This window comes from Kitasatospora sp. NPDC096077, from assembly GCF_040303245.1.
Classification (GTDB): domain Bacteria; phylum Actinomycetota; class Actinomycetes; order Streptomycetales; family Streptomycetaceae; genus Kitasatospora.
The window spans coordinates 107,169-131,047 of record NZ_JBEOSV010000015.1 but is presented as its reverse complement, the minus strand read 5'-3'; the positions used below and the strand labels follow the sequence as shown (position 1 = coordinate 131,047).

Here is a 23,879-nt window from a genome sequence, read left to right as displayed (position 1 = left end):
GTGGGCGTGCCGCACCCGGGCGCGTGATCATGGGCCTATGCACTTCCGGCACGGCAACCGAGCAGCGGACGGCCCGCCCCCGGACGCCCGCTCCCTGGCGGCGACCGCGGCGGCCCTCGCCGCACGACTCGGCGCCCCCACCGGCAGTGACCGTCCCGGCGGCGACCGACCCGAGGACGACCGTCCCGGCGAGGACCGCCCCGGCGGCGACCGCCCCGACAGTGACCCGGACCTGCTCCGCGACCTGCTCGCCGCCGTCCCGGTCGGCGTCGCCGTACTCGACGAGCACCTCCGCTGGAGCTACCTCAACCCCGCCTTCGCCGCCGTCACCGGACTGCGCCGCGCCGACCTGCTCGGCCGCGCCGCCGGCACCACCCCCTTCGCCGGGGCGCTCGCGGTCCTGCGCCGGGTCCTCGCCGACGGACACGACCGCGAACACGTGACCGGCGGTCCCGAAGCCCCCGGCTCCCCCGTCCCGCCCGGTCTGCGGGTGCGCTACCGGCCGCTCCGGCACACCGGACGGACCACCGGCGTGATCGTGGTCCTCCTGGACGACCCCGACCCGGCCCGGGAACAGCTGCGCGAACTCCAGCAGGCCCGCGCCCGGCTCGCCCTGCTCGACGCCGCCGCCGAACGGATCGGCTCCACCCTCGACATCGGCACCACCTGCGCCGAGCTCGCCGCCTTCGCCGTCCCCGGCCTCGCCGACCTCGCCACCGTCGACGTGCTGCCGCCGGAGGCCGAACCCACCCGCCCCGGCCGGGCCGGCGGCCAACGGCTGCACCGCGCCGCCAGCCGGGCCGTGCCCGAACTCGACGCCGCCCTGGCCGAACTGGCCCGCCCCGGCGAGACCGTCCGCCACCGCGAGGGCTCGGCCGCCGCCCGCAGCCTGGCCACCGGCGTGGCCGTGCTCGCCGAACCCGGCCCCGCCGACGCCTGCCCGCCCGGCGCCGCCTCGCTGCTCGTCCTGCCGCTCGCCGCCCGCGGCCGGCTGGTCGGCCTGCTCACCCTCGGCCGCACCGCCGCCACCCCGGCCTTCACCCCCGACGAGGCCGCCCTGTTCGGCGACCTCGCCGCCCACGCCGCCACCGGCATCGACAACGCCCGCCGCTACACCCGCTCCCAGGGCATCGCCCTGGAACTCCAGCGGGCCCTGCTGAGCGAACCCGGCAGCCCGCACCAGAACCTCGCCCTCGCCTCCCGCTACCTGCCCTCCGGCAGCAGCTCGGTGGTCGGCGGCGACTGGTACGAGACGGTCCGGCTGCCGTTCGGACGCACCCTGCTGGTGATGGGCGACGTGATGGGGCACGGCGTCGAGGCCGCCGTCGACATGAGCCACTACCGCTCGGCGCTGCGCGACATCGCCGCCACCGACCTGCCCCCGCACCGCATCCTGCGCCAGCTCGACCACGTCATCTCCGCCGACGACACCGCCCGCCCGGCGACCTGCCTGCTGGTCCTCGCCGACCCCGGCCGCGGCCGCTGGACCCTCTCCAGCGCGGGCCACCTGCCGCCCGCCCTGATCACCCCGGACCGCCCCACCGAGCTGCTGCGCGTCCCCACCGGCCCACCGCTCGGCACCGGCCTCGGCGGCTACGAGCAGAGCACCCACCCGCTCGGCCCGGGGCAGACCCTGCTCCTCTACACCGACGGCCTGGTCGAACGCCGCCACGAGGACATCGACGCCTCCCTGGCCCGCCTCGCCGCGCTCCGGCTCCCCGCCACCGGCGACCTCGACGACCTCCTCGACGCCGTCCTGCACTCCCTCGCGCCGCCCCCGGCCCCCGCCGCCGAGGACGACATCGCCCTGCTCGCCGCCCGCCCCAGGGCCCGCTGACGGGCCCTCCGGCGGGACGCGGCACTGCCGGGAGCCTCGGCGGTCACGGCTTCGCCAGGGCCTGTTCCAGGTCGGCCCAGAGGTCCTCGGGGTGTTCGATGCCCACCGAGACCCGGACCGTTCCGGGGCCGATGCCCGCCGCCGCCAACTCCTCGTCGGAGAGCTGCCGGTGGGAGGTGCTGGCCGGGTGGAGCACCAGGGTGTGGACACCGCCGAGGGAGGGGGCCAGCGAGGCGAGGCGGACGGCGCCGGTGAAGGCCCGGGCCGCTTCGCGGCCGCCGGCCAGATCGAAGGCGAGCACGCCGCCGTGGCCCGCGGGCAGGAGGCGGCGGGCGAGCTCGTGGTCGGGGTGAAAGGGCAGGCCCGGGTAGTGGACGGCGGTGACGGCCGGGTGGGCGGACAGCCGGGTGGCCAGGTCGAGGGCGGTGTCGCAGTGGCGGCGGACCCGCAGGGCGAGGGTCTGGAGGCCGCGCAGGGTCAGCCAGGCGGCGAAGGGGTCGGCGCTGGCGCCGAGTTCGGTCGCGTAGTGCCACACCGTCCGGTGCAGTTCGGCGTCGGCGAAGACGGCGATCCCGGCGAGGACGTCGGAGTGCCCGCCCAGGTACTTGGTGGCCGAATGGACCACGACGTCCGCGCCGTGCTCGATCGGCCGGCACAGCAGCGGGGTGGCGAAGGTGTTGTCGACCACGCTGAGCACCCCGGCCCGCTTCGCGACGGCGATCAGCGCGGGCAGGTCGGTGACCCGGGTGGTCGGGTTGGAGACCGTCTCCAGGTGCAGCAGCCGGGTGTTGGGCCGCAGCGCGGCCGCCACCTCGTCCGGGTCGTCCCCGCCGACGTGCGTCAGCTCCACGCCCCACCGCTCGGCGAGGTCCGCCAGCATCGCGAACGTCCCGCCGTACAGGCTCCGTTGGGCGATCACATGGTCGCCGGAGCGCAGCAGGGCGAGCAGTACGGTGTTGATCGCCCCCATGCCGGAGGCGGTGGCGAGGGCGGCGGCGCCGCCCTCCAGCTCGGCGACGGCGTCCTCCAGCGAGCGGACGGTGGGGTTGCCGAAGCGGTTGTAGAAGAACGCCCCGTCCGGTCCGGCGAAGGCCGCCGTGAGCGCCTCGCTGCTCTCGAAGGCGAACAGGTGGCTCTGGTGCAGCGGGATGCCCATCGGGCGGCCGCCGGGGTCGACCGGGGTCGGGTGGACGAGCCGGCTCTCGGGGCGCAGCGCATCGGGGTCCGCGGGGAGGACGGGCTCCGCGGGACCGGCGGGGACGGCGGGATCGGCGGGGTGCTCGGGGTGGTCGCTCATGCCCCCATGCTCGGCCGGGCCCGCCCGCCCCGGCCAGGGCCAATCGCGGCCGAGTGGCCCGTCCCGGGCGGTGGTTCGACACCCGACGCACCCGGGACGGGCCCGACGCCTCAGCGGCGGCGGAACAGCTTCCGCACCAGGTGCACGATCCCCCAGATCACCAGGATGATGAAGAGGATGATCAGGATGACCACCACCAGCAGGAACTTGCCGAGCTTGGCGAAGAAGCCGGACTTCTTCTTCTCCGGCTTGCTCGCGAGTTGCTGGACGGTGGTGTCAGTGGCTCCGGCCTGCCGCACCCCGGTGGGCGCGTCGGCCGCCGGGGCGGCGGGGGCGGCGGCAGCGGGGGCGGCCGCGACGGTCCGGGGTGCGGCCACCGCCGTCGCGCTCGACGCCGCGGCGCTGAGGCCGACGGCGGCCAGCAGTGCCACCAGGGCGCCGGCTATCGAACGTGCGATCCGGTGAGTCATCGTGCTCCTCGTGCGGGTACGGAGCGACGGAGATGAGACCCGGCTGACCTTCTCTCATGGTCTGACCAGTATTTTTCTCATCTACGCTTAGTATGCTCCTCTGAAAGTTTTACAGCGGTGTAAAAGTTTAGCGATAGGCCGACCCGGACCGGATCCGACCCAGGACCACGCAAGCCACCGCTTCGACGGGGGTTCCGTGGCAACTGTGGAGGATGACGCCGTGTCGGGTCGCAGGGGTTCCACCGAGAGCGGGAATTCGGCGCAGGCGGGCGGCGGTCGCAGAGCCGCCAGGCGCAAGTCCGCAGCGGACGACGATGGTTCGGGCAAGGAAGGTTCGGGCCAGGAGATATCCGGCGCCCGCACCGCCGGCCGGGCCAAGCCGAAGCCCAAGCGCAGCACCAAGCAGAAGGTCCTCTGGGCGACGGCCGGTTGCACCGCCCTGCTGGTGCTCGCCGCCGGCGGCGTCTACTACCGCCTGAACAGCAACATCACCACCTTCGACGGCGACGCCCTCAGCAAGGACCGCCCGGAGGCGGCCGCGCCGGACGCCCAGGGCCGCACCCCGGTGAACGTCCTGATGATCGGCTCGGACAGCCGCGGCAACGGCAACAGCGACCTGGGCGGCGGCGGGGACGACGGCGCCCGCTCGGACACCGCGATCCTGTTGCACATCTACGCCGACCACAAGCACGCGGTCGGCATCTCGATCCCCCGCGACTCCCTGGTCGACATCCCGCCGTGCAAGCTCCCCGACGGCAAGTGGACCAAGGCGCAGACCAAGGTGATGTTCAACAGCGCCTTCGCCGTGGGCAACACCGAGCAGGGCAACCCGGCCTGCACCCAGAACGCCGTCGAGAAGCTCACCAACCTGCGGGTCGACCACACCATCGTGGTGGACTTCGGCGGCTTCGCGTCGATGACCTCGGCGGTCGGCGGCGTCGAGGTCTGCCTGCCGAACAACGTCTACGAGGGGGACCTCAACCCCAACCTCGGCCACAAGGGCAAGCTGATCTTCGCCAAGGGCAAGCAGACGGTCCAGGGCCAGTCCGCGCTGGACTACGTCCGGGTCCGGCACGGCATCGGCGACGGCTCCGACATCGGCCGCACCAAGCGCCAGCAGGCCTTCCTGTCCTCCCTCATCAAGTCGGTCAAGTCGAAGGGCATGGACCCGACCACCCTGCTGCCGCTCGCCGACGCCGCCACCAAGTCGCTGACCGTCGACCCCGACCTCGGCTCGGCCGCCAAGCTGATGTCCTTCGCCATGTCGGTCAAGGACGTCGACCTCCACAACATCAAGTTCCTGACCGCGCCCTGGCGTTACGAGGGCCCCCGGGTCGCCCTGGTCCACCCCGACGTGGACCAGCTCTGGGCCGCGCTCAAGGCTGACCGCACCATCGACGGCCAGGACGCCAGCGCCGCGAGCCCGGCCGCCACCGACTCGCCCGCCCCCAGCACCCCGCCCGCCGAGGCCACGCCCTCCCCCACCGCGGTCGCCAAGAGCACCGGGACCAAGGTCGCCGTGCTCAACGGCACCGGCGAGAACGGCGTCGGCGGCAAGGCGGCCGACACCCTCAAGGGCGCCGGCTACACCGTCACCACCGTCGGCAACGCGACGGGCAAGCCCCGCAGCACCACCGTGGTCGAGTACGGCACCGGCGAGCGCAGCGCCGCCGAGGAGGTCGCCAAGCTCTTCCCGGGGGCCACCGTCGAGCCCGGCGTCCGGGGGCTGAGCGTGGTGGTCGGCCGCGACTTCGCCGCCGCCGACCCGGGCGGCGCCGCGGCCTCCTCGGCCTCCTCGGCACCTGGCGGTACCCCCGGCACCCCGGCCCCGCTGCCGAGCAGCGTCAGCGGCACCGCCCGCTCGGCGGACGACGACCCGTGCGCCAACGTGTCGTACGGCTGAGCCGGAGCGGCAACGGGGCGGGGGGGGGGGGGCGGGGCGGGGGGGGGGGGGGGGCCGCCCCCCCCCCCCCGCCGCCCCCCGGGGGCCCCCCCCCCCCCGCGCGCGCCCCCCCCCCCCCGGCCGCCCCCCCCCCCCCCCCGCCCCGTTCGGTCGCCGACGGCCGGCCGCTCAGCGCCTCGTTCCGCAGGACGGACAGAACGCGGAGCCCTCCGGCACGTCCTTGTGGCACTGCGCGCACTGGACCGGCTGCGCCAGCCTGAACCCGCAGCCCGGGCAGAACGGCGTGCCGTGGGTCTCGGTCCGGCACTGCGGACAGACCAGTTGGCGCGGGGTGTGGACGTCGTACTCCGCACCGGACTGCTGGCCGACCTGGTAGGCCCGGTCCGTCACCATGTCGTTGAGGCCGCGCCGCTGGGCCGCCGCCGCCTCGGCCGCGGTGTCCGGGGCGCAGGTGAAGCACAGGCCCTGCTCCGGGTTGAAGCAGCGGCCGCAGACGGGGTGGGTGCACCGGGCGCAACGGTTGAAGTGGGACTGGGCGTTGTCGATCGCGCGCCGGAACGCGGCGTCCCGGGCGGTGCCCCAGGTCTGGCCGGCCAGGCCGTCCGCGGCGTTGCTGATGGTGTTGGCGTTGCCGCCGATCAGGTTCCAGGCCGCGCTGACGCCCTTGCCTATCCAGCCCGCCACCTGACCCGTGGTGAAGCGCTCGAAGGGCGAGCGCCAGGTGTCGGAGCAGCGGTAGCAGGAGAACTCGAACTGGAACCCCGCGCCGGTGCCGTGCTGTTCGCACAGGTCGCGGTAGTTGTTGCTGAAGTTGATCTCGGAACTCACGTCGTCCCCGGTTGCTCAGAACTGGCCTCGTCGGCGTTTCGCTCCCAGGGACGATAGGGCGCCGCGAACGGTTCCGCCAAGAACTTCTGACACTCTCTTCACAACCCCGGGACGGGCCGCGCCGTCACCCGGCGCGGCCCGTCCGGCTCAGCCCTTCGGGCCCCGGTTCCGCCGGGCCCGGCGACGGCGCCACAGGGCGATCGGCACGACGCCCGCCACCGCGAACGCACCCGGCGCCGAAGGCGCCTCCAGGGGGCTGCCCGCGGCCCTGGAGGGCACCTTGTCGAAGGTGTCCGGGACGGGCAGGGTGGACCAGTCCGAGATCGGCCACGCCACCACGAACGCCCGGCCGACCACGTTGTCCACCGGAACGAAGCCGTCCCCGGTGAGGTTGTGGTGCGGGCGGGAGTCCCGGGAGTTGTTGCGGTGGTCGCCCATCACCCAGAGCTTGCCCTTGGGCACGGTGACGGTGCCGACCGGGTCGTTGTCGCAGGGCGTCGACCCCGGGAAGATGTACGGCTCGTCCAGCACGGCGCCGTTCACCTTCACCGGGCTGCCCGCGTTGCACTCGACGGTGTCCCCGCCGACCGCGATGACCCGCTTGATCAGGTCCTTCTCGTCCGCCGAGGGCATCAGACCGACGGTGCTCAGCGCCTTCTGGACGGTGCCCATGAATCCGCCGGAAGCCGTCGGGGTGTCCTCCAGCCAGCCGCCCGGATCACGGAACACCACCACCTCGCCGCGCTCCGGCTCGGCGCCGAACCAGGGGGTGAGCTTGTCGACCAGCACCCGGTCGCCGATCTGCAGGGTGTTCTGCATCGACCCGGAGGGGATCGAGAAGGCCTGGACGAAGAAGGTCTTGATGCCGAGCGACAGCAGCAGGGCGATCACCAGCAGGATCGGCAGCTCCTGCCAGAACGGGCGCTTCTTGCGCGCGGGCTTCTTCTCGACGCTCTCCGCGCTCGCGGCCGTCCCGGCGGACTCCGTGACCCCTGCGGACTCCGTGGACCCGGCGGACTGCGTGGACCCCGTGGTCCCGTCGGATCCGCCGCTCTCGCCGGACTCCGTGCTCTGCTGCACACTCATGTGATCGGCCCCTCCCGACGGCCTGGTGGGGGGCTCTGAGCGGAGACCCCCTGACAGGGAACGAACCTACCGAACAGAGGTTCCCGGGCGCGCCCTGATGTGGATCCGTTCGCCCTGCGGGCCGAACAGGCTGAGGAACTCCACCGGCTGCGGACCGGCGTTGCCGAAGGCGTGCGGGGTCCGGGTGTCGAACTCGGCGGCCTCACCGGCCGTCAGCTCCAGGTCGTGCGGGCCGAGCACCAGCCGCAGCCGTCCGGACAGCACGTACAGCCACTCGTAGCCCTCGTGGACCTTCAGCTCCAGGTCCGCCCCGCTGTTCCGGCCGGGCGGCACGATGTGCTTGTACGCGTGCAGACCGCCCAGGTGGCGGGTGAGCGGAACAACGGTCTGGCCGTTCCTGGTGACCGGGCTGGGATGGATCCGCGGGTCCCCGGTGGCCGGGGCGCCGACCAGTTCGTCCAGCTGCACCCGGTACTCCCGGGCCAGCGGCAGCAGCAGTTCCAGGGTCGGCTTGCGCTGGCCGGACTCCAGCCGGGACAGCGTGCTGAGCGAGATACCGGTGGCGGCGGCCAGCTTGGCGAGCGTGGTGCCGCGCTCGCGGCGCAGGGCCCGCAGCCGGGGACCCACCGTGGTGAGGACGTTCTCGAACTCTTCGTCGGCCATGCCTGCTATTCGCCGGGACGGCAAGGGGGGTTGTCAAACCGGCACACCGTGGACGGCTCGTCCCGGTGCCGCGATCCCGAGGTGGCCCCGGGGCGGGGCGGGAGGGAACAGCAGAGCCCGGTGGCGGTCCGCCGATCGCCACCGGGCCCTTGTCCTCGGCTTCCCGGATTCCCGTCTTCCAGTCCTGGGCGTTCCGGTCCTGGGCTTTACAGTCCTGGACGGCCCGGCCCCGGGCGGCCCGGTCGCCGCCCCGCTACCGGTACTCGCGCAGCCGGGGCCGCACCCCCAGCGCGACCAGCACCAGCGCCGCCGCCAGGACGGCCGCCCCCAGGGCCGCCGTGGTGGAGTCGAGATCGCCGTCGGTCGACGCGAGCGCCCCGTCCATCGCCTTCTGGTTGACCGCGACGGTGTCGTCCATGGCCGCGCTCAACTGCCCGAACTCGTAGTTGGACTGGCCCTTGGCGAGCCCGGTGTTGAGCGTGATCGCGTCCTTGAGCTTCCCCTCGGCGCGCAGGTCGCGCATCTTGTGGTCGATCACCTGGTACTCCTGGAAGGCGCCCAGGACCCGCTCGGCGGCGTCCTGTTCGCCGGGGAAGGTGATGTTGTGCAGCTCGCTGCCCAGGAAGCCGCCGAAGGGGACGACGGAGTGGTCCGCCCGGTGCCGGCCGGCGGCGTCCTGCAGTTGGGCGGCGTAGCCCGACAGGGTCGCCCCGTCGAGGTGGACGATCGCCTGGCTCTGCTCCAGGTAGGCCTGCTCCCACACCGCGGCGCGCCCCGGGTCGATCAGGTAGCGGCTCTCGTCGGCGTTCATGTCGTAGGCGACGGCGCGGGCCCGGCTGAGCGCTATGACCGAGTCGTAGGCGTCCTTCTTGGCGGTCACCAGGTGGTCGTCGGTGCGGCCCACCAGGTTCAGCCCGGCCACCAGCACCACCCCGGTCAGCAGGGTGACGGCCGCCAGCGCCGGGTTGACCACCCGGCGGTAGCGCACGGCCAGCGCGCGCTGGAGCCCGAACAGCACCACGAGGGCGAGCACGCCGACGGCGAACAGCCACCACCAGCCGGTGCCCAGGGCGTCGCGCTGCTGGGCGTAGGTCCGGTCGACGGTGGCCTCGTTGGCGGCGGTGACCTGGTCGGCGGCCGGCAGCAGCTGGTTGCGCAGCAGGTCGGAGGCCTGCCGGTAGGCGTCCAGGGCGGCCGGCGAGGGCTGGCCGGCCGGGGCCTTGGCCTGCTCCTCCAGCAGCTGGGAGCGGGCCACCAGCGCCTCGTAGCTGCCGAGCCGGCCGAGCACCAGCTGGACGGCGCGCTGCCCGGCCGGGTCGGCGGCCCGGGCGGCCTGCTGGAGGTCGTTGTCGGCCTGGTTGCGGCGCTGCTCGTAGGTGTCCAGGGTCTGCTTGCGCAGTGTCGCGTAGTCCTGGTCGTCGCCGACCAGGAGGAGGTTGGCGGCCTGGGCGTCCATGTCGCTGAGCGCGAAGTAGAGGTCGGCGGCGCGGACGGCCTGCGGGGCCGCCTGGTGGCCGATGGTGTCGGTGCCGTCGCGGGCGCCGCCGAGGACGGCGGTGGCGGTGGCGCCCAGGCCGATCAGGGCGGCCAGGCTCAGCGCGGTGAGGCCGCGGACCAGCCGCGGGGTGGTCCAGTACGAGCGGCTGCCGACCGTCCGCAGGCCCCGGCCGAGCCGGGCCAGGGAGCCGGGCGGGGTCGGCGAGCCGGGTGGGACGTTTGGTCCGGCCGGTGCGGGACCGTCGTCCCCGCCGGCGGCCTCCTCCTCCGAGGTGGCCGCCCTGCCCGCTGTCGAGGTGCTCATGACCGCACGCCCTTTCCCCCGTTGCCCGGCCCGCCGGGGTCCCCGCGGGGAACCTCCCGGTGGGAACCGAACACAGAACCGTTTCTCTCCGCCGCGCGACGCTAGTACCGCGTCACCTGCGCGGAGACGCTTCCTGACGGCTCCTTGACACCGTCGGTCGGGGTTGTTGACACTTCCTTAACGCGGGGGCGCGACGGGGTCGCCGAGGGGGCGCCTCAGAGCCAGTTGCGGCGCTTGAAAACCAGGTACAGCCCGGTGCAGACCAGCGCCATCAGTCCGATCGCGAACGGATATCCGAAGGCCCACTTGAGCTCCGGCATGATCTCGAAGTTCATCCCGTAGACCGTGCCGATCAGGGTCGGTGCGAACAGGATGGCCGCCCAGGAGGAGATCTTCTTGATCTCGTCGTTCTGCGCGTGCCCCGCCTCGGCGAGCTGCTTCATCTCCTCGTTCTGCCGCTGCGAGACCAGCGTGGCGTTCACCGTCAGGATGTTCTGCAGCATCTGCCGGAAGCCGTCCACCCGCTCGGCCGCGTAGGTGGCGTGGTCGGCGACGTCCCGCAGGTAGCGCTGGAGCTCGTCGTCGGTGCCGTACTTGCCGAAGCCCGCCTCCAGGCCGCGCACGATCTCCAGCAGCGGCCGGGTGGCCCGCTGCAGCTCGATCACCTCGCGGGACAGCTCGTAGATCCGGCGGGAGACCTGCGGGTCGCCGCCGAACACCTCGGTCTCGATCTCGTCGATGTCGTGCTGCAGCCCGGCGATGACCGGCGCGTAGCCGTCCACCACGGCGTCCAGCACCGCGTAGAGGACGGCCTCCGGGCCGAGCGCCAGCAGCTCCGGGTCGGCCTCCAGCCGGCGGCGCACCGCGGACAGGTCCGGGGCCTGCGAGTGGCGGACGGTGAGGACGAAGTCGGGGCCGACGAACAGGTGGATCTCGCCGAAGTCCACCTCCTCCGCCTCGTCCAGGTAGCGGGCGGCGCGCAGCACCACGAACAGGGTGTCGCCGTAACGTTCCAGCTTGGGCCGCTGGTGGGCCACGATGGCGTCCTCGACGGCCAGTTCGTGCAGGCCGAAGCGGTCCGCGGCCTCCAGCAGCTGCGCCTCGGCCGGGCGGAACAGCCCGATCCAGGCCATCGTGCCGGGCCGGTCGGGCAGTTCGCGGTAGAGGTCGGCGAGGTCGGCGGGCGCGTCCGTCCGACGGCCGTCCCGGTAGACCGCGGCGTCGACGACGGAACGTTCCAGCGCCACCGGCTCGGCCGGCTGCTCCGGGCGCGGGTCCATCGAGTGCTCGGGCGCCGACCGGGGGTCGACGGGCCGCCGCCCGGTCGGCGGACGGGAGAACGGAAGCTTGCTCGCGCGCACGGCGCGCACTCGCCAGTCGGACATGACGGGGGAACCTCCACGACGGTTGCCCGGCCGCCACCGCGCACGGCACGGCGGGCCGGAGGCGCCCGGCCGGCCGCCACCCGCACGGCGCGACCGGCGGCGCCCCGTTGTCAGCGGGGTCGGTCCTGCGCGGGAGCCGTGAGGGAGGAGGAGTGCCGGGGGCCGCGAATCCTGCGGAACGACCGGGGGCGGGGCCGACTTCGACCCGGACTACTGCACTCCACGGCTCTCACCTCCTGGATTCCGCGCGCCCCGGGGGCGCCGACGCGACCCGGCCGATTTTAGTACCCGCACGACCGACCCCTCCCACCGGGGGCTCCCGGCCGCTCCGGACGCGGCTCCCGCGCCCGCGCGCCGCCGCCCCCTCCCCGCCCTCGGCGCACCTCCCCGCCCTCGGCGCACCTCCTGCCCCCGACGCACCTCCCGGCGTAGCGACCTGCGCAGCGACCGGCGCGAAGTCGCCCGGCGATCCCGAGGGGGCGTCAACCGGGCTTTCCGGTCGGCACGTTCATCCAACAGGGACGATTACGGACGGACGTCGCCACCACTACGCTACGTCGCATGACAATTTCGGACAGGGCCCCCGGGCGGGGCACGGCAGTGGTGATCGGCGGCGGACTGGCCGGCGTGACGGCGGCCTGGGCGCTGCGGGGCTTCGCCGAGCGGATCCTCGTGGTGGAGCGGGACCGCTACCCGGAGGAGGCGGTGTTCCGGGCCGGGGTGCCCCAGGCGCGGCACGGCCACCTGGTGCTGGAGGCGGGCCACCGGGCACTGGAGGAGCTGATGCCCGGCAGCAAGCAGGAGTTGGCGGCCGCGGGCGCGCACCAGGTGCTCGTTTCGGGTGACCTCAAGTGGCTCGGCGCGGCCGGCTGGCTGGCCGACTACCCGGCGCAGATGTCCTTCCTCTCCTGCACCCGCCCGGTACTGGACAAGGTGGTGCTGGACCGGGTCCGCACCGAACCCTCGATCGAGTTCCTGGAGGGCACCGACGTGGTCGGCCTGCTCGGCTCCGCGCAGGCGGTGACCGGGGTGAAGGTCCGCGAGCGCGGCCCGGACCGGGCCGAAGTGCGGGAGATCCCCGCCGAGTTGGTGATCGACGCGGCCGGCCGCTCGACCTCCGTGCCGAAGTGGCTCGCCGAGCTGGGCTGCCGCCCGGCGCCCGAGGAGCGGGTGGACGCGGGCGTCGCGTACAGCTCCCGGCTGTTCCACCGCCCGGCCGGCTCCGACCTCGGCCACAAGGCCGTCTATCTTCAGACCAAGGCCCCCGGCGAGCCGCGGCTGGGCGTCCTGCTGCCGGTCGAGGGCGACCGCTGGATCGTCAGCCTGTCCGGGATGCGCGGCGCCGAGCCCGGGCCCGGCGAGGAGGGCTTCAACCGCCACCTGACCCAGCTGCGCGACCCGCTCCTCCAGGAGATGCTGCAGGGGGCCGAACCGGCCGGCGAGGTGCGCGGCTTCCAGGCCGGCCCGGGCGTGCGCCGACACTACGAACGCAGCTGCCCCGAGGGCCTGGTGGCGGTCGGCGACGCCGCGAGCACCTTCAACCCGGTGTACGGGCAGGGCGTCACGGTGGCGCTGTTCTGCGCCCAGGCGCTGCGCCGCACCGCGACCCGGCACGGCGGCATCGGGCACGCCACGGCCCGCGAGGCCCGGCGGGGCGTCACGGCGGCCTCCAAGGTCGCCTGGATGATGTCCAGCGCCGAGGACGTCCGCTTCCCCGCCACCACGGGCGGCCCCTCCGGTGCCATGACCAGGATCCAGCACCGCTACCTCGACAAGGTGTTCGCGGGCACCACCCGTGACCCGGTGGTCACGGCCGCCTTCCATGAGGTGCTGTCCCTGGTGGCGCCGCCGTCCCGGCTGTTCCACCCCGCCGTGCTGGCCGCCGTCCTGCGCGGCTGACGGCCGCTGCGGGCCTGTACGGCCGGTCGACTCGGACGCGTCCGTTAATTCGGATGCGTCCGTTTCGCCCGGCCGCTACCCTGGCCGACATGTCGACGCCCCGCATCTCCTAGCTGACGGACCCACTCCCACGCCACCCGTGTGTCCGCCAGCTGTTTCGGAGCGTCATCCCATGATCACCACCCGTGGTGTCGACCTGCGCGTCGGTGCCCGCCTGCTGCTGTCCGATGTCACCCTGCACATCGCCCCCGGCGACCGGATCGGCCTGGTCGGCCGCAACGGCGCCGGCAAGACCACCCTGCTCGCCGCCCTCGCCGGGCAGCTGCCGCCCGCCGCCGGCACCGTCACCCGGACCGGCCCGGTCGGCTACCTCCCGCAGGACTCCCGCGCCGCCGACCCGGCCGCCACCGTCACCGATCGCATCCTGTCCGCCCGCGGCCTGGACACCGCGGTCCGCGCGCTGCGCGCCGCCGAGCAGGCGATGGCCCGGGCCGGCTCCCCCGCCGAGGAACGCCGGGCGATGGCCGCCTACGCACGCGCCGACGACCGGTTCCAGTCCCGCGGCGGCTACGCGGCCGAGGCCGAGGCCGCCCGGGTCGCGGCCGGACTCGGGCTGCCCGCCCGGGTGATGGAGTCCCCCGTCGGCACGCTCTCCGGCGGCCAGCGGCGCCGGGTCGAGCTGGCCCGGATCCTGTTCGCCGACCACGGCACCCTGCTGCTGGACGAGCCCACCAACCACCTGGACGCCGACTCGACCGCCTGGCTGCGCGGCTTCCTGGCCGGCCACCAGGGCGGGCTGGTGCTGATCAGCCACGACCTCGACCTGCTGGCGGAGACCGTCAACCGGGTCTTCCACCTGGACCCGCGGCGCGCCGCCGTCGACGTCCACAACACCGGCTGGCAGGCGTACCTGGCCCAGCGCGCGGCCGACGAGCGCCGCCGCACCCGGGAACGGGCCAACGCCGAACGCAAGGCCGCCGCACTGCACGCCCAGGCCGACCGGATGCGGGCCAACGTCGCCACCGCGACCACCGCGCGCAGCATGGCCCGCCGCGCCGACCGGATGCTCGCCGAGCTGGAGCCCGTCCGGCAGGCCGAGCGCACCGCACGGATCCGGCTGCCCGAACCCGCGCCCTGCGGCCGGATGCCGCTCGGCGCGGTCGGCCTCGCCAAGGCCTACGGCGGCCGGACCGTGCTCACCGGCCTGGACCTCGCCGTCGACCGCGGCAGCCGACTGGTCGTGCTCGGCCTCAACGGCGCGGGCAAGACCACCCTGCTGCGCATCCTGGCCGGCCACGAGCGGCCGGACTCCGGCCGGGTCGTCCCGGGCAGCGGTCTGCGGCTCGGCTACTTCGCCCAGGAGCACGACACCCTGGACCCGGCGCGCAGCGTCCGCGACAACCTGGCCGCCGCCGCGCCCGAACTGACCGACGGCGAACTGCGCACCGTCCTCGGCGCGTTCCTGTTCCGGGGCGACGACGCGGACAAGCCGGCCGGGGTGCTGTCCGGCGGCGAGAAGACCCGGCTCGCCCTGGCCGCCCTGGTCCACTCCGGCGCCAACGTGCTGCTGCTGGACGAGCCGACCAACAACCTCGACCCGGCCTCCCGGACCGAGGTGCTGGCCGCGGTCGGCGGCTACCCGGGCGCGATCGTGATGGTCACCCACGACCCGGGCGCCATCCGGGCGTTGCGCCCGGACCGCGTCCTGCTGCTGCCGGACGGCGACGAGGACCTCTGGCACGACGCGTACCTGGACCTGGTCGCCCGGGCCTGAGACTGCCGGTCGCGCTTCCTCCGGACGGAGCCGGAGGAAGCGCGACCGGACCGCACAGGATCCTCACCGGGGGTTCCCGGTAGAACAGTTGATGGGGCGTCGGCTCCGCTACTTGACGAAGCTCTCGACCACCTTGGGCGGCCAGACCCCGACCTTGAGGACGCCCATGGAGTAGGCCCGGGAGACCAGCGCGGCGCGGTTCGGGACCCGCAACTTCCGCAGCAGGCAGGTGACGTGGTACTCGACGCCCTGGCGGCTCAGGTAGAGCCGGGCGGCGAGCGGCACGGTGGAGACCCCGGCGGCTATGCCTTCGAGGATCCTGGCGTCGATCTCGCTCAGCAGCTTCTTCTGGCCGGCCACCACTTCGGATCCGCCCGAGTCCGGGCGGCCGTCCGGCATCATGACCAGGATCGAGGACTCGTCGGGCAGGTCGCCGCGCACCATGACCGCGGTGAGCGGCACCGTGAAGGTCTCGTCGCCCGGGCCGACCGCGATCACGTCGGTGGCGAAGCGGTCGCGCCGGCCCTCGATCAGCCCGGAGAACTGGCGCAGCAGCGGCTGTTGGACGCTCGGGTGGACGAGTTCGCTGAAGGTGCGGCCGCAGAGGTCGGCCGAGGAGCGGCCGAACTGCCAGAAGAAGGCCTCGTTGGCCTGACGGATGGTGAGGGCCCGGTCGAGCTGGGCCATGGTCAGACCGGCCTGGTCGGTCGACCGCTGGTACCGCGCCGCCGTGCCACCGCCTTGCTCCCGCTCGGCCGTGAGGGTCCGGACGGAATTCGGCTGGGCAGAATGGGAAATCACCACGGAAAGTCGGTTCCCTTCGGGGCGAAAGTACGGACGGATAAACGTTCGAAATACCCGGGGCGAAACCCGGGCGATCACGTCCGTACATCGAACTGTTCGCGAAACTTAAGGAATCGGCCGACATTCCGGTCGGCCGCGACCGGCCTGCGGCCGGTCGAATCCCTGAACATGTGACACGAGGGCGGGTGGGGTCCCCGTCCCTCGGTGGAACGGTCGGTGAGGTCGGTCCCTCCGCAGCTCAGCGGCTGCCGAGGAAGGTGCCGTCAGGCTCGGAGGGCCGGTTCCGCGGCAGAGGATCGCCGCTCACCGCCCTACCGGTGGGTGTCCGCCGGGATCTCGACGCCGTCTCCCCGGATCCCCGGTCGGCGGCCGATGCCGGAATTCTCCACACTGACGACACGAACTCCTGCACCTCCCGAGCGCAGACGGATCCGATATCCCGGGGCGATCCCGGTGAGCGAACCGCAAAAGCGACTGACCTGGAATCAGCGTACCCGGGCCGGTCTGAGCAAGAATATATGGGACACGTCAAGAAGCAGGCAAGCATCCGAAGCATCCCGATCCGGATCCGGCCAGGTTCGGACAACCGACCGGTCGCTGTTCGAGCCCCTGGGGGGTTGTCTGGGAATTGCATGAGAAAGCGTTGGAGTCTCTTTGCCCACCGGCCGCCGTCCAAAACAGGACACAAGCGGATGATCAGACCCAACTCCCGGTCAGGACCGGTCAGGACTAAGGAATTCCCGGAACCTGGCATGGGACCAAGGTGGGGTGCAGTCCCAGTCGCCACCCCGCCCCGAGGGAGTCCGATGAACGCCCCGCCACGGCCGAGCACCGCGCGCCGGCCGATCCTGTTTGTCAGCCTCCCGGAGAGCGGCCTGCTCAACCCCCTGCTGGTGCTGGCCGGAGAACTGGCCCGCCGGGGCGTGCCCGACCTCTGGTTCGCCACCGACGAGCCCCGCCGCGGCGAGGTGACGGCCCTCGCCGACCGGTCGGCGGTCGAGTTCGCCTCGCTCGGCGACGTCTTCTCCGAACTGTCGGCGGTCAGTTGGAGCGACGAGGTGTACCGCCGGGTGACCCAGGAGTCCCGGTTCAAGGCGCACCGCGCGGTGATCCACCAGTCCTACCGGCCCGACCTCCAGGCCGAGAAGTACCGCCGGCTCGCCGCCGTGGTGGACAAGTGCGAGCCGGCCCTGATGGTGATCGACTGCGTCAGCGCCTTCGCCGTCGACCTGGCGCTGTCCCGGGGGATCCCCTTCGTGCTCAGCGTCCCGTTCCTGCCGAGCAACGTGCTGACCTCGCACAGCCCGTTCGGGCCCTCCTACACGCCCAAGGACTTCCCCGTCCCGCACTCGGGACTGCCCTACCCGATGTCGGCCGGCCAGCGGCTGCGCAACCGGCTCTTCAAGCTCCGCACGCTCGCGCTCTTCCTCAACCCCACCATGGGCAAGGTGCTCTCCGAGGACGCCCGGCTGCGCAAGGAGCTCGGCCTGCCGAAGCCCAGCCCGATGACCCGGATCGACCGCGCCGAGCTGGTGCTCTGCAACTCCGTTCCGGAGCTGGACTACCCGTTCGACCTGCCGGGGAAGGTCCGGCTGGTCGGGGCGATGGTGCCGCCGCTGCCGGAGTCCACGCCGGCCGACGACGGGACCGGCGTGATGGACTGGCTGGACGCCCAGTCCTCCGTGGTCTACATGGGCTTCGGCACCATCACCCGGCTGACCGCCCCCCAGGTCCGCGACCTGGTGGAGGTCGCCCGCCGGCTGGACGGCCGGCACCAGGTGCTGTGGCGGCTGCCGGCCGAGCAGCAGCACCTGCTGCCGCCGCGCGGCGAACTCCCCGACAACCTGCGGATCGAGAGCTGGCTGCCGTCCCAACTGGACGTGCTGGCCCACCCCAACGTCGACCTGTTCTTCACCCACGGCGGCGGCAACGGCTTCCACGAGGGCGTCTACTTCGGGAAGCCGCTGGTGGTCCGGCCGCTGTGGGTGGACTGCTACGACCAGGCGGTGCGCGGACGGGACTTCGGGATCAGCCTGACCCTGGACCGGCCGCGGGACTTCGACCCCGCCGACGTCGTGGACAAGCTCACCCGGGTGCTCGGCGACCGCTCCTTCCGGGAGCGGGCCGAGCGGATCGGCACCGCCCAGCGCGCGGCGGGCGGCCGGGCCGCCGCGGCCGACCTGCTGCTCGGGCTGCCGGCCCTCGCCTGACCGCTCCCCGTCCGCGGGCTCGTACGCACCCCGTACGTGCCCCCGTAGGTGCCCGCACCACCGCCCGGGTCCAGGGCCTGTCCGGCGGATCCTGCCGGACAGGCCCGAGGCCGCGCCCGCGTCAAGGCCACGCCACGCCATGTCACGCCCACGAGTGAGGACCCATGCCCTTCACCATCCCCGTGTCCCGCCCCAGCCTCGACGGACGCGAGCTGGAGTACGTCAACCGCACGATCGGCGACGGCTGGATCTCGTCCCAGGGCCCGTACGTCCACCGGTTCGAGGAGGCCTTCGCCGAGTACAACGGCTCCGCCCACGGCGTCGCCTGCTCCTCCGGCACCGCCGCGCTCACCCTGGCGCTGCGCGCGCTCGGCGTGGGCCCCGGGGACGAGGTGATCGTGCCGGAGTTCACCATGATCGCCTCGGCCTGGGCGGTCACCTACACCGGCGCCACCCCGGTCTTCGTGGACTGCGCGGACGACCTGAACATCGACGTCGCCCGGATCGAGGAGCGGATCACCCCGCGCACCAAGGTGATCATGCCGGTGCACATCTACGGCCGTCGCTGCGACATGACCGCGATCATGGACCTCGCCCACCAGTACAACCTGCGGGTGGTGGAGGACTCCGCCGAGGCCCACGGCGTCCGCCCGGTCGGCGACATCGCCTGCTTCTCGCTGTTCGCCAACAAGATCATCACCGCCGGGGAGGGCGGCATCTGCCTCACCGACGACCCCCGGCTGGCCGACCAGCTGGCCCACCTGCGGGCCATGGCCTTCACCACCGACCACAGCTTCCTGCACAAGAAGCTCGCCTACAACTTCCGGATGACGGCCATGCAGGCCGCCGTCGCCCTCGCCCAGACCGAACGGCTGGACGAGATCCTCGCCGCCCGCCGGGAGATCGAGCGCCGCTACGACCAGGGCCTCAAGGACGTCCCCGGGATCACCCTGATGCCGCCCCGGGACGTGCTGTGGATGTACGACCTGCGCGCCGAACGCCGCGCGGAGCTGCGCGACTTCCTGGCCGCCGAGGGCATCGAGACCCGGCTGTTCTTCCAGCCGATGAGCCGCCAGCCCGGCTACCTCGACCCGGCCTGGCCCGGCCTCAACGCCACCCGGTTCGCCGCCGACGGCCTCTACCTGCCCACCTACACCTCGCTGACCCCGGCCGACCAGGACCGGGTGATCGACCGGGTCCGCGCCTTCCACGGCGTCGACTGACCCGGGGACGCCGAACCCGCACGTCCTGACCGAACGCCCTGATCCGCACGCCCGAGGGAGACCCGACGACATGACGAGCACCGGACCGCGGGTGGTCGACTTCCCGCTGCGCCGGCCCGGCGAGGCCTTCCCGCCGCCCCGCTACCAGGACTACCGCGGACAACAGGGCCTGGTGGTGTGCCACCTGCCCAACGGCAACCGGGTCTGGCTGGTGACCCGGCACGAGGACGTCCGGGCCGTCCTGACCGACCGCCGGATCAGCTCCAACCCCGACCACCCGGGGTTCCCCAACATCAGCCAGACCATGGGCGTGCCCCGCCAGGAGCAGATCCCCGGCTGGTTCGTCGGCCTGGACTCGCCCGAGCACGACCGCTTCCGCAAGGCGCTCATCCCCGAGTTCACCGTCCGCCGGGTCCGCGAGCTGCGCCCCGCGGTCGAGCAGACCGTCGACCGGTGCATCGACGGCCTGCTGGCCGCCGGCTCCGAGGCCGACCTGGTCGCCGACTTCGCCCTGCCCGTCCCCTCGTTGGTGATCTCCGCGCTGCTCGGCGTCCCGCCGGTGGACCGGGACTTCTTCGAGTCCCGCACCCGCACGCTGGTCGCCATCCGCTCCTCCACCGACCAGCAGCGCGACACCGCCTCGCGCGAACTGCTGCGCTACATCAACCGCCTGGTCGCCATCAAGCAGCAGTGGCCGGGCGACGACCTGATCAGCCGGCTGCTGGCGACCGGCGCGATCGAACCCCGGGAGATGTCCGGGGTGCTGATGCTGCTGCTCATCGCCGGCCACGAGACCACCGCCAACAACATCGCGCTCGGCGTGGTGACGCTGCTCGCCCACCCGGAGTGGATCGGCGACCCCCGGGTGGTCGAGGAGACCCTGCGCTTCCACTCGGTGGCGGACCTGGTCTCGCTGCGGGTCGCCGTCGAGGACGTCGAGATCGGCGGCCAGCCGGTCCGGGCCGGCGAGGGCATCGTGGCCCTGGTGGCCGCCGCCAACCACGACGAACGGGCCTTCGCCTGCCCGCACGCCTTCGACCCGGCCCGCACCGAGCGCCACCACGTGGCCTTCGGCTACGGCGTCCACCAGTGCCTGGGCCAGAACCTGGTCCGGGTCGAGATGGAGATCGCCTACCGCAGGCTCTTCGAACGCATCCCGGACCTGCGCCTGGCGGTGCCGGCCGAGGAACTCCCGTACAAGTACGACGGCGTGCTGTGCGGCCTGCACGCGCTGCCGGTCCGCTGGTGACCACACCCGGTCCTCCTGGACCGCCTCACATTCCTAGGGAACCGACCATGCGCATCACCGTCGACACCGACCGCTGCGTCGGCGCGGGCCAGTGCGTGCTGAACGCCCCCGCGGTGTTCGACCAGGACCACGACGGCGTGGTCGAGGTCCACGACCCCGCGGCCGCCGCGGCCGACCCGGAGGCCGTCGCCCTGGCCGCCACGCTCTGCCCGTCCGCCGCCATCACCGTGCACCGGGACTGAACCGCTTAACGGGACCGAAACCGCCTGCCGGACCGAACCGTCCACCGGGCCGAACCGCCCGCCGGCCCCGACTCCCGCCCCTGAGAGGACCGACCCCATGACCAGTCCCAGCACCCTGTGGCTGCGCCGCTTCCATCCCGCGGACGCGCAACCGGTGCGGCTCGTCTGCTTCCCGCACGCCGGCGGCTCCGCCAGCTACTACCACCCGGTCTCCGCCGCCCTGGCCGCCGACACCGAGGTGGTCGCCCTGCAGTACCCGGGCCGCCAGGACCGCCGCACCGAGCCCTGCCTCGACTCGATAGCCGCCCTGGCCGACCGGATCACCGACGAGCTGCTGACCCTGGACGACCGGCCGACCCTCTACTTCGGCCACAGCATGGGCGCCGTCCTCGCCTTCGAGACCGCCTGGCGACTGGAGCAGAAGGGCAGCCACGCCCCCCGCGGCATCATCGCCTCCGGCCGCCGGGCGCCCTCCACCAGCCGCTCCGAGACCGTCCACCAGCGGGACGACGACGGCGTGCTGGCCGAACTCCGGCTGCTCGACGGCAGCAACGCCCGGGCCCTGGCGAACGAGGAGATCCTGCGGATGTCGATGCCCGCGATCCGCGCCGACTACCGCGCCGTCGAACGCTACGCCTACGAGCCGGGCCGGGTGCTGCGGTGCCCGATCACCGCGCTCACCGGCGACGCCGACCCGCGCACCACCGTCGCCGAGGCCGAGGCCTGGCAGGACCACACCACCGGCGGCTTCCGACTCGAAGTCCTCCCCGGGGGCCACTTCTTCCTGGCCGAGCAGCAGACGGCGGTCCTGCGGGAGATCTCCGCCGAGCTCGCCGGGCTCCGCTGACCAACCGCCCGCCGAACCACGCCCCGCGCGGGCGGCCGCGGCAGGACAAGGACCCCTGATGCGCACTCTCCTGGTCGACAACTACGACTCCTTCACCTACAACCTCTTCCACTACCTCGCCGAGGTCACCGGCCGGGAGCCGGAGGTCATCCGCAACGACGACCCGTCCTGGCGGCCCGAACTGCTCGACGGCTTCGACGCCGTCGTCCTCTCCCCCGGGCCCGGCACCCCGCACAACCCCGCCGACTTCGGCCACTGCGCCGCGATCGCCCGCGAGGGGCGGCTGCCCGTACTCGGCGTCTGCCTCGGGCACCAGGGCCTGGCGCTGGCCCACGGCGCCGCCGTCGGCCGGGCGCCCGCACCCCGGCACGGCCGGACCTCCGCCGTCCGGCACACCGGCACCGGGCTGTTCCGCCGACTGCCCAACCCGCTGGAGGTCGTCCGCTACCACTCGCTGGCCGTCACCGCGCTCGCCCCCGGGCTGGACCCGGTCGCCTGGGCCACCGACGACGGCGTGGTGATGGCCCTCCAGCACCACGAACTCCCTTTGTGGGGCGTGCAGTTCCACCCCGAGTCGATCGGCACCGAGGCCGGGCACCAGCTGCTCGCCAACTTCCGCGACCTCGCCGAGGACTTCAACCGGACGCACCGGCCCGGGCCCCGGCCGCTCCCCTCCGCCGTCCCCGTGCCGGCCGTACCGGCCGTACCGGCCGCACCCGCCACCCGGCGGTTGACCGTGCTGAGCCGCACGGTCGACACCCGGTGGGACGCCGAGGCCGTCTTCGACCGGCTCTTCCGCACCGGCGACCACCCGTTCTGGCTGGACAGCAGCCTCCCGGGCGGCCGGCTCGGCCGGATCTCCGTCATGGGCGACGCCTCCGGCCCGCTCGCCCGGGTGGCCACCGCCGACGTCAACCGCGGCACCGTGACGGTGCGCTCCGGCGACACCGTCGAGGTGGTGCGCGGCGCCTTCCTGGACTGGCTCGACGCCGACCTGCGCTCGCTGCGCACCGAAGTGCCCGAGCTGCCCTTCGACTTCGCGCTGGGCTGGGTCGGCTGCCTGGGCTACGAGCTCAAGGCCGAGTGCGGCGGCGACCGCGCCCACCGCTCGCCCGACCCGGACGCGGTCATGGTGTTCGCCGACCGGGCGGTGGTCGTGGACCACGGCACCGGCGCCGTCCACCTGCTCGCGCTGGTCGAGGAGGGGCGGGACGAGGCAGGCGCGGACGACCGGGAGGACGGCCGGGACCGCTCCGCCGCGGCCTGGCTGAACATGACCGCCGCCCTGCTGGCCGGCCCCGCCGCCGTCCTGCCCGACCCGGCCCCCGTGCGGCCCGGCGAGCCCGTCCCGCTGCGCCTGCGCCACCGCCGCCGGACCTACCTCCAGCTCATCGACGCCTGCCAGGACGAGATCAGCGCGGGCGAGACCTACGAGGTCTGCCTCACCAACATGATCGACGGCCCCGCCCCCGCCGACCCCTGGCAGGCCTACCGGGCCCTGCGCCGGATCAGCCCGGCCCCGTTCGCCGCCTTCCTCGGCTTCGACGGGCTGTCCGTGCTCAGCTCCTCCCCCGAGCGCTTCCTGCGGATCGGCCCCGACGGGGTGATGGAGTCCAAGCCGATCAAGGGCACCCGGCCGCGCGGCGCCACCGCGGTGGAGGACACCCTGCTGATCGCCGACCTGGCGGCCAGCGAGAAGGACCGCGCCGAGAACCTGATGGTCGTCGACCTGGTCCGGCACGACCTCGGCAGCTGCGCCGAGACCGGATCCGTGGTCGCCGAGCCGCTGTTCGACGTCGAGACCTACGCCACCGTCCACCAGCTGGTCAGCACCGTACGGGCGCGGCTGCGCTCCGGGCGCAGCGCGGTCGACGGCGTCCGCGCGGCCTTCCCCGGCGGCTCGATGACGGGCACCCCGAAGCTCCGCACCATGCAGATCATCGACCGGCTGGAGAACGGTCCGCGCGGGATCTACTCCGGTGCGATCGGCTACTTCTCGCTGACCGGCGCGGCCGACCTGAGCATCGTGATCCGCACCGCCGTGCTGAGCGGCGGGCGGCTGCGCTACGGGGTCGGCGGCGCGATCATCGCCTTGTCCGACGCCGAGGGCGAGTTCGACGAGACGGTGGTGAAGGCGCGGCCGCTGCTGGCGCTGCTGGGGACCCCGTTCCCCGGGCAGCAGCCGTCCGCTCCGCCGCGGGCGCGGCGCGGGTCCGGGGTCGGTGCCGGGGCTGCGGCTGCGGCTGCGGCTGGAACTGGAGCTGGAGCTGATGCCGACTCCGGGGCCGGGGCCGGCTCAGCCTCTAGGGCTTTCCCGGCGGCGTCCGGCCGAGGATGACAGCGGTAGCCGCCACCGACCCC

General features: G+C 73.5%; 18 protein-coding genes. 10 read left to right on the top strand and 8 right to left on the bottom strand.

What is annotated here, in order from left to right; genetic code table 11:
* Nucleotides 1–37: 37 nt before the first annotated feature.
* On the top strand, nt 38–1,837 hold the full coding sequence (locus ABTZ03_RS16300; RefSeq protein WP_350513618.1) for a SpoIIE family protein phosphatase: 1,800 nt from the start codon (nt 38–40) through the stop codon (nt 1,835–1,837).
* 43 nt (nt 1,838–1,880) lie between these two features.
* Here the strand turns inward: ABTZ03_RS16300 and ABTZ03_RS16295 are convergent, their stop codons facing one another.
* Nucleotides 1,881–3,134 carry a trans-sulfuration enzyme family protein gene (locus tag ABTZ03_RS16295; RefSeq protein WP_350513617.1) on the bottom strand — a complete coding sequence of 418 codons (1,254 nt, stop codon included), beginning with the start codon at nt 3,132–3,134 and terminating at the stop codon, nt 1,881–1,883.
* A 110-nt stretch (nt 3,135–3,244) separates the two neighbouring features.
* The gene (locus ABTZ03_RS16290) at nt 3,245–3,604 is read right to left on the bottom strand and encodes a hypothetical protein (protein ID WP_350513616.1); all 360 of its coding nucleotides are present in this window, start codon (nt 3,602–3,604) and stop codon (nt 3,245–3,247) included.
* A 220-nt stretch (nt 3,605–3,824) separates the two neighbouring features.
* On the opposite strand from ABTZ03_RS16290, the gene ABTZ03_RS16285 reads away from it, so the two are divergent.
* The gene (locus ABTZ03_RS16285; RefSeq protein ID WP_502894485.1) at nt 3,825–5,507 is read left to right on the top strand and encodes an LCP family protein; all 1,683 of its coding nucleotides are present in this window, start codon (nt 3,825–3,827) and stop codon (nt 5,505–5,507) included.
* A 168-nt stretch (nt 5,508–5,675) separates the two neighbouring features.
* On the opposite strand, the gene ABTZ03_RS16280 is transcribed toward ABTZ03_RS16285, so the two are convergent.
* From ABTZ03_RS16280 to ABTZ03_RS16260, 5 genes are all read right to left on the bottom strand, one after another.
* Nucleotides 5,676–6,335, bottom strand: coding sequence for a double zinc ribbon domain-containing protein (locus ABTZ03_RS16280; protein ID WP_350513615.1), 660 nt, complete (start codon nt 6,333–6,335; stop codon nt 5,676–5,678).
* Nucleotides 6,336–6,482: 147 nt separating this feature from the next.
* A complete protein-coding gene (gene lepB / locus ABTZ03_RS16275; RefSeq protein ID WP_350513614.1) occupies nt 6,483–7,421 on the bottom strand; it encodes a signal peptidase I in 939 nt (312 codons plus the stop codon).
* Between the two features lie 66 nt (nt 7,422–7,487).
* Entirely contained in the window at nt 7,488–8,084 is a 597-nt protein-coding gene (locus ABTZ03_RS16270; protein ID WP_350513613.1) for a helix-turn-helix domain-containing protein, read from the bottom strand.
* A gap of 253 nt (nt 8,085–8,337) precedes the next feature.
* Nucleotides 8,338–9,885 carry a GlnX family signal transduction membrane protein gene (locus ABTZ03_RS16265; RefSeq protein WP_350513612.1) on the bottom strand — a complete coding sequence of 516 codons (1,548 nt, stop codon included), beginning with the start codon at nt 9,883–9,885 and terminating at the stop codon, nt 8,338–8,340.
* A 215-nt stretch (nt 9,886–10,100) separates the two neighbouring features.
* The gene (locus ABTZ03_RS16260) at nt 10,101–11,270 is read right to left on the bottom strand and encodes a magnesium and cobalt transport protein CorA (RefSeq protein WP_350513611.1); all 1,170 of its coding nucleotides are present in this window, start codon (nt 11,268–11,270) and stop codon (nt 10,101–10,103) included.
* Nucleotides 11,271–11,831: 561 nt separating this feature from the next.
* On the opposite strand from ABTZ03_RS16260, the gene ABTZ03_RS16255 reads away from it, so the two are divergent.
* Nucleotides 11,832–13,169 carry an NAD(P)/FAD-dependent oxidoreductase gene (locus tag ABTZ03_RS16255; RefSeq protein WP_350513610.1) on the top strand — a complete coding sequence of 446 codons (1,338 nt, stop codon included), beginning with the start codon at nt 11,832–11,834 and terminating at the stop codon, nt 13,167–13,169.
* Between the two features lie 172 nt (nt 13,170–13,341).
* Complete coding sequence (locus ABTZ03_RS16250) at nt 13,342–14,943, top strand: ABC-F family ATP-binding cassette domain-containing protein (protein ID WP_350513609.1); 1,602 nt, start codon at nt 13,342–13,344, stop codon at nt 14,941–14,943.
* Between the two features lie 108 nt (nt 14,944–15,051).
* On the opposite strand, the gene ABTZ03_RS16245 is transcribed toward ABTZ03_RS16250, so the two are convergent.
* Nucleotides 15,052–15,747, bottom strand: a complete 696-nt coding sequence (locus ABTZ03_RS16245; RefSeq protein WP_350513608.1) for a LuxR C-terminal-related transcriptional regulator — start codon at nt 15,745–15,747, stop codon at nt 15,052–15,054.
* 806 nt (nt 15,748–16,553) lie between these two features.
* Here ABTZ03_RS16245 and ABTZ03_RS16240 point away from each other — a divergent pair.
* From ABTZ03_RS16240 to pabB, 6 genes are all read left to right on the top strand, one after another.
* Complete coding sequence (locus tag ABTZ03_RS16240; protein ID WP_350513607.1) at nt 16,554–17,957, top strand: glycosyltransferase; 1,404 nt, start codon at nt 16,554–16,556, stop codon at nt 17,955–17,957.
* Nucleotides 17,958–18,121: 164 nt separating this feature from the next.
* Nucleotides 18,122–19,180, top strand: coding sequence for a DegT/DnrJ/EryC1/StrS family aminotransferase (locus ABTZ03_RS16235; protein WP_350513606.1), 1,059 nt, complete (start codon nt 18,122–18,124; stop codon nt 19,178–19,180).
* 70 nt (nt 19,181–19,250) lie between these two features.
* Nucleotides 19,251–20,429, top strand: a complete 1,179-nt coding sequence (locus ABTZ03_RS16230) for a cytochrome P450 (RefSeq protein WP_350513605.1) — start codon at nt 19,251–19,253, stop codon at nt 20,427–20,429.
* Nucleotides 20,430–20,476: 47 nt separating this feature from the next.
* A complete protein-coding gene (locus ABTZ03_RS16225; RefSeq protein ID WP_350513604.1) occupies nt 20,477–20,671 on the top strand; it encodes a ferredoxin in 195 nt (64 codons plus the stop codon).
* Nucleotides 20,672–20,768: 97 nt separating this feature from the next.
* Entirely contained in the window at nt 20,769–21,518 is a 750-nt protein-coding gene (locus ABTZ03_RS16220) for a thioesterase II family protein (RefSeq protein ID WP_350513603.1), read from the top strand.
* Nucleotides 21,519–21,576: 58 nt separating this feature from the next.
* Entirely contained in the window at nt 21,577–23,856 is a 2,280-nt protein-coding gene (gene pabB, locus ABTZ03_RS16215; protein WP_350513602.1) for an aminodeoxychorismate synthase component I, read from the top strand.
* The last annotated feature ends 23 nt before the right edge of the window (nt 23,857–23,879 follow it).

What these genes read in the sequence shown, in the direction of transcription:
- ABTZ03_RS16300 (WP_350513618.1), top strand. Translation starts at nt 38, where the DNA reads ATGCACTTCCGGCACGGCAACCGAGCAGCGGACGGCCCGCCCCCGGAC.
- ABTZ03_RS16295 (WP_350513617.1), bottom strand. Translation starts at nt 3,134, where the DNA reads ATGAGCGACCACCCCGAGCACCCCGCCGATCCCGCCGTCCCCGCCGGT.
- ABTZ03_RS16290 (WP_350513616.1), bottom strand. Translation starts at nt 3,604, where the DNA reads ATGACTCACCGGATCGCACGTTCGATAGCCGGCGCCCTGGTGGCACTG.
- lepB (WP_350513614.1), bottom strand. Translation starts at nt 7,421, where the DNA reads ATGAGTGTGCAGCAGAGCACGGAGTCCGGCGAGAGCGGCGGATCCGAC.
- ABTZ03_RS16270 (WP_350513613.1), bottom strand. Translation starts at nt 8,084, where the DNA reads ATGGCCGACGAAGAGTTCGAGAACGTCCTCACCACGGTGGGTCCCCGG.
- ABTZ03_RS16265 (WP_350513612.1), bottom strand. Translation starts at nt 9,885, where the DNA reads ATGAGCACCTCGACAGCGGGCAGGGCGGCCACCTCGGAGGAGGAGGCC.
- ABTZ03_RS16260 (WP_350513611.1), bottom strand. Translation starts at nt 11,270, where the DNA reads ATGTCCGACTGGCGAGTGCGCGCCGTGCGCGCGAGCAAGCTTCCGTTC.
- ABTZ03_RS16255 (WP_350513610.1), top strand. Translation starts at nt 11,832, where the DNA reads ATGACAATTTCGGACAGGGCCCCCGGGCGGGGCACGGCAGTGGTGATC.
- ABTZ03_RS16250 (WP_350513609.1), top strand. Translation starts at nt 13,342, where the DNA reads ATGATCACCACCCGTGGTGTCGACCTGCGCGTCGGTGCCCGCCTGCTG.
- ABTZ03_RS16240 (WP_350513607.1), top strand. Translation starts at nt 16,554, where the DNA reads ATGAACGCCCCGCCACGGCCGAGCACCGCGCGCCGGCCGATCCTGTTT.
- ABTZ03_RS16235 (WP_350513606.1), top strand. Translation starts at nt 18,122, where the DNA reads ATGCCCTTCACCATCCCCGTGTCCCGCCCCAGCCTCGACGGACGCGAG.
- ABTZ03_RS16230 (WP_350513605.1), top strand. Translation starts at nt 19,251, where the DNA reads ATGACGAGCACCGGACCGCGGGTGGTCGACTTCCCGCTGCGCCGGCCC.
- ABTZ03_RS16225 (WP_350513604.1), top strand. Translation starts at nt 20,477, where the DNA reads ATGCGCATCACCGTCGACACCGACCGCTGCGTCGGCGCGGGCCAGTGC.
- ABTZ03_RS16220 (WP_350513603.1), top strand. Translation starts at nt 20,769, where the DNA reads ATGACCAGTCCCAGCACCCTGTGGCTGCGCCGCTTCCATCCCGCGGAC.
- pabB (WP_350513602.1), top strand. Translation starts at nt 21,577, where the DNA reads ATGCGCACTCTCCTGGTCGACAACTACGACTCCTTCACCTACAACCTC.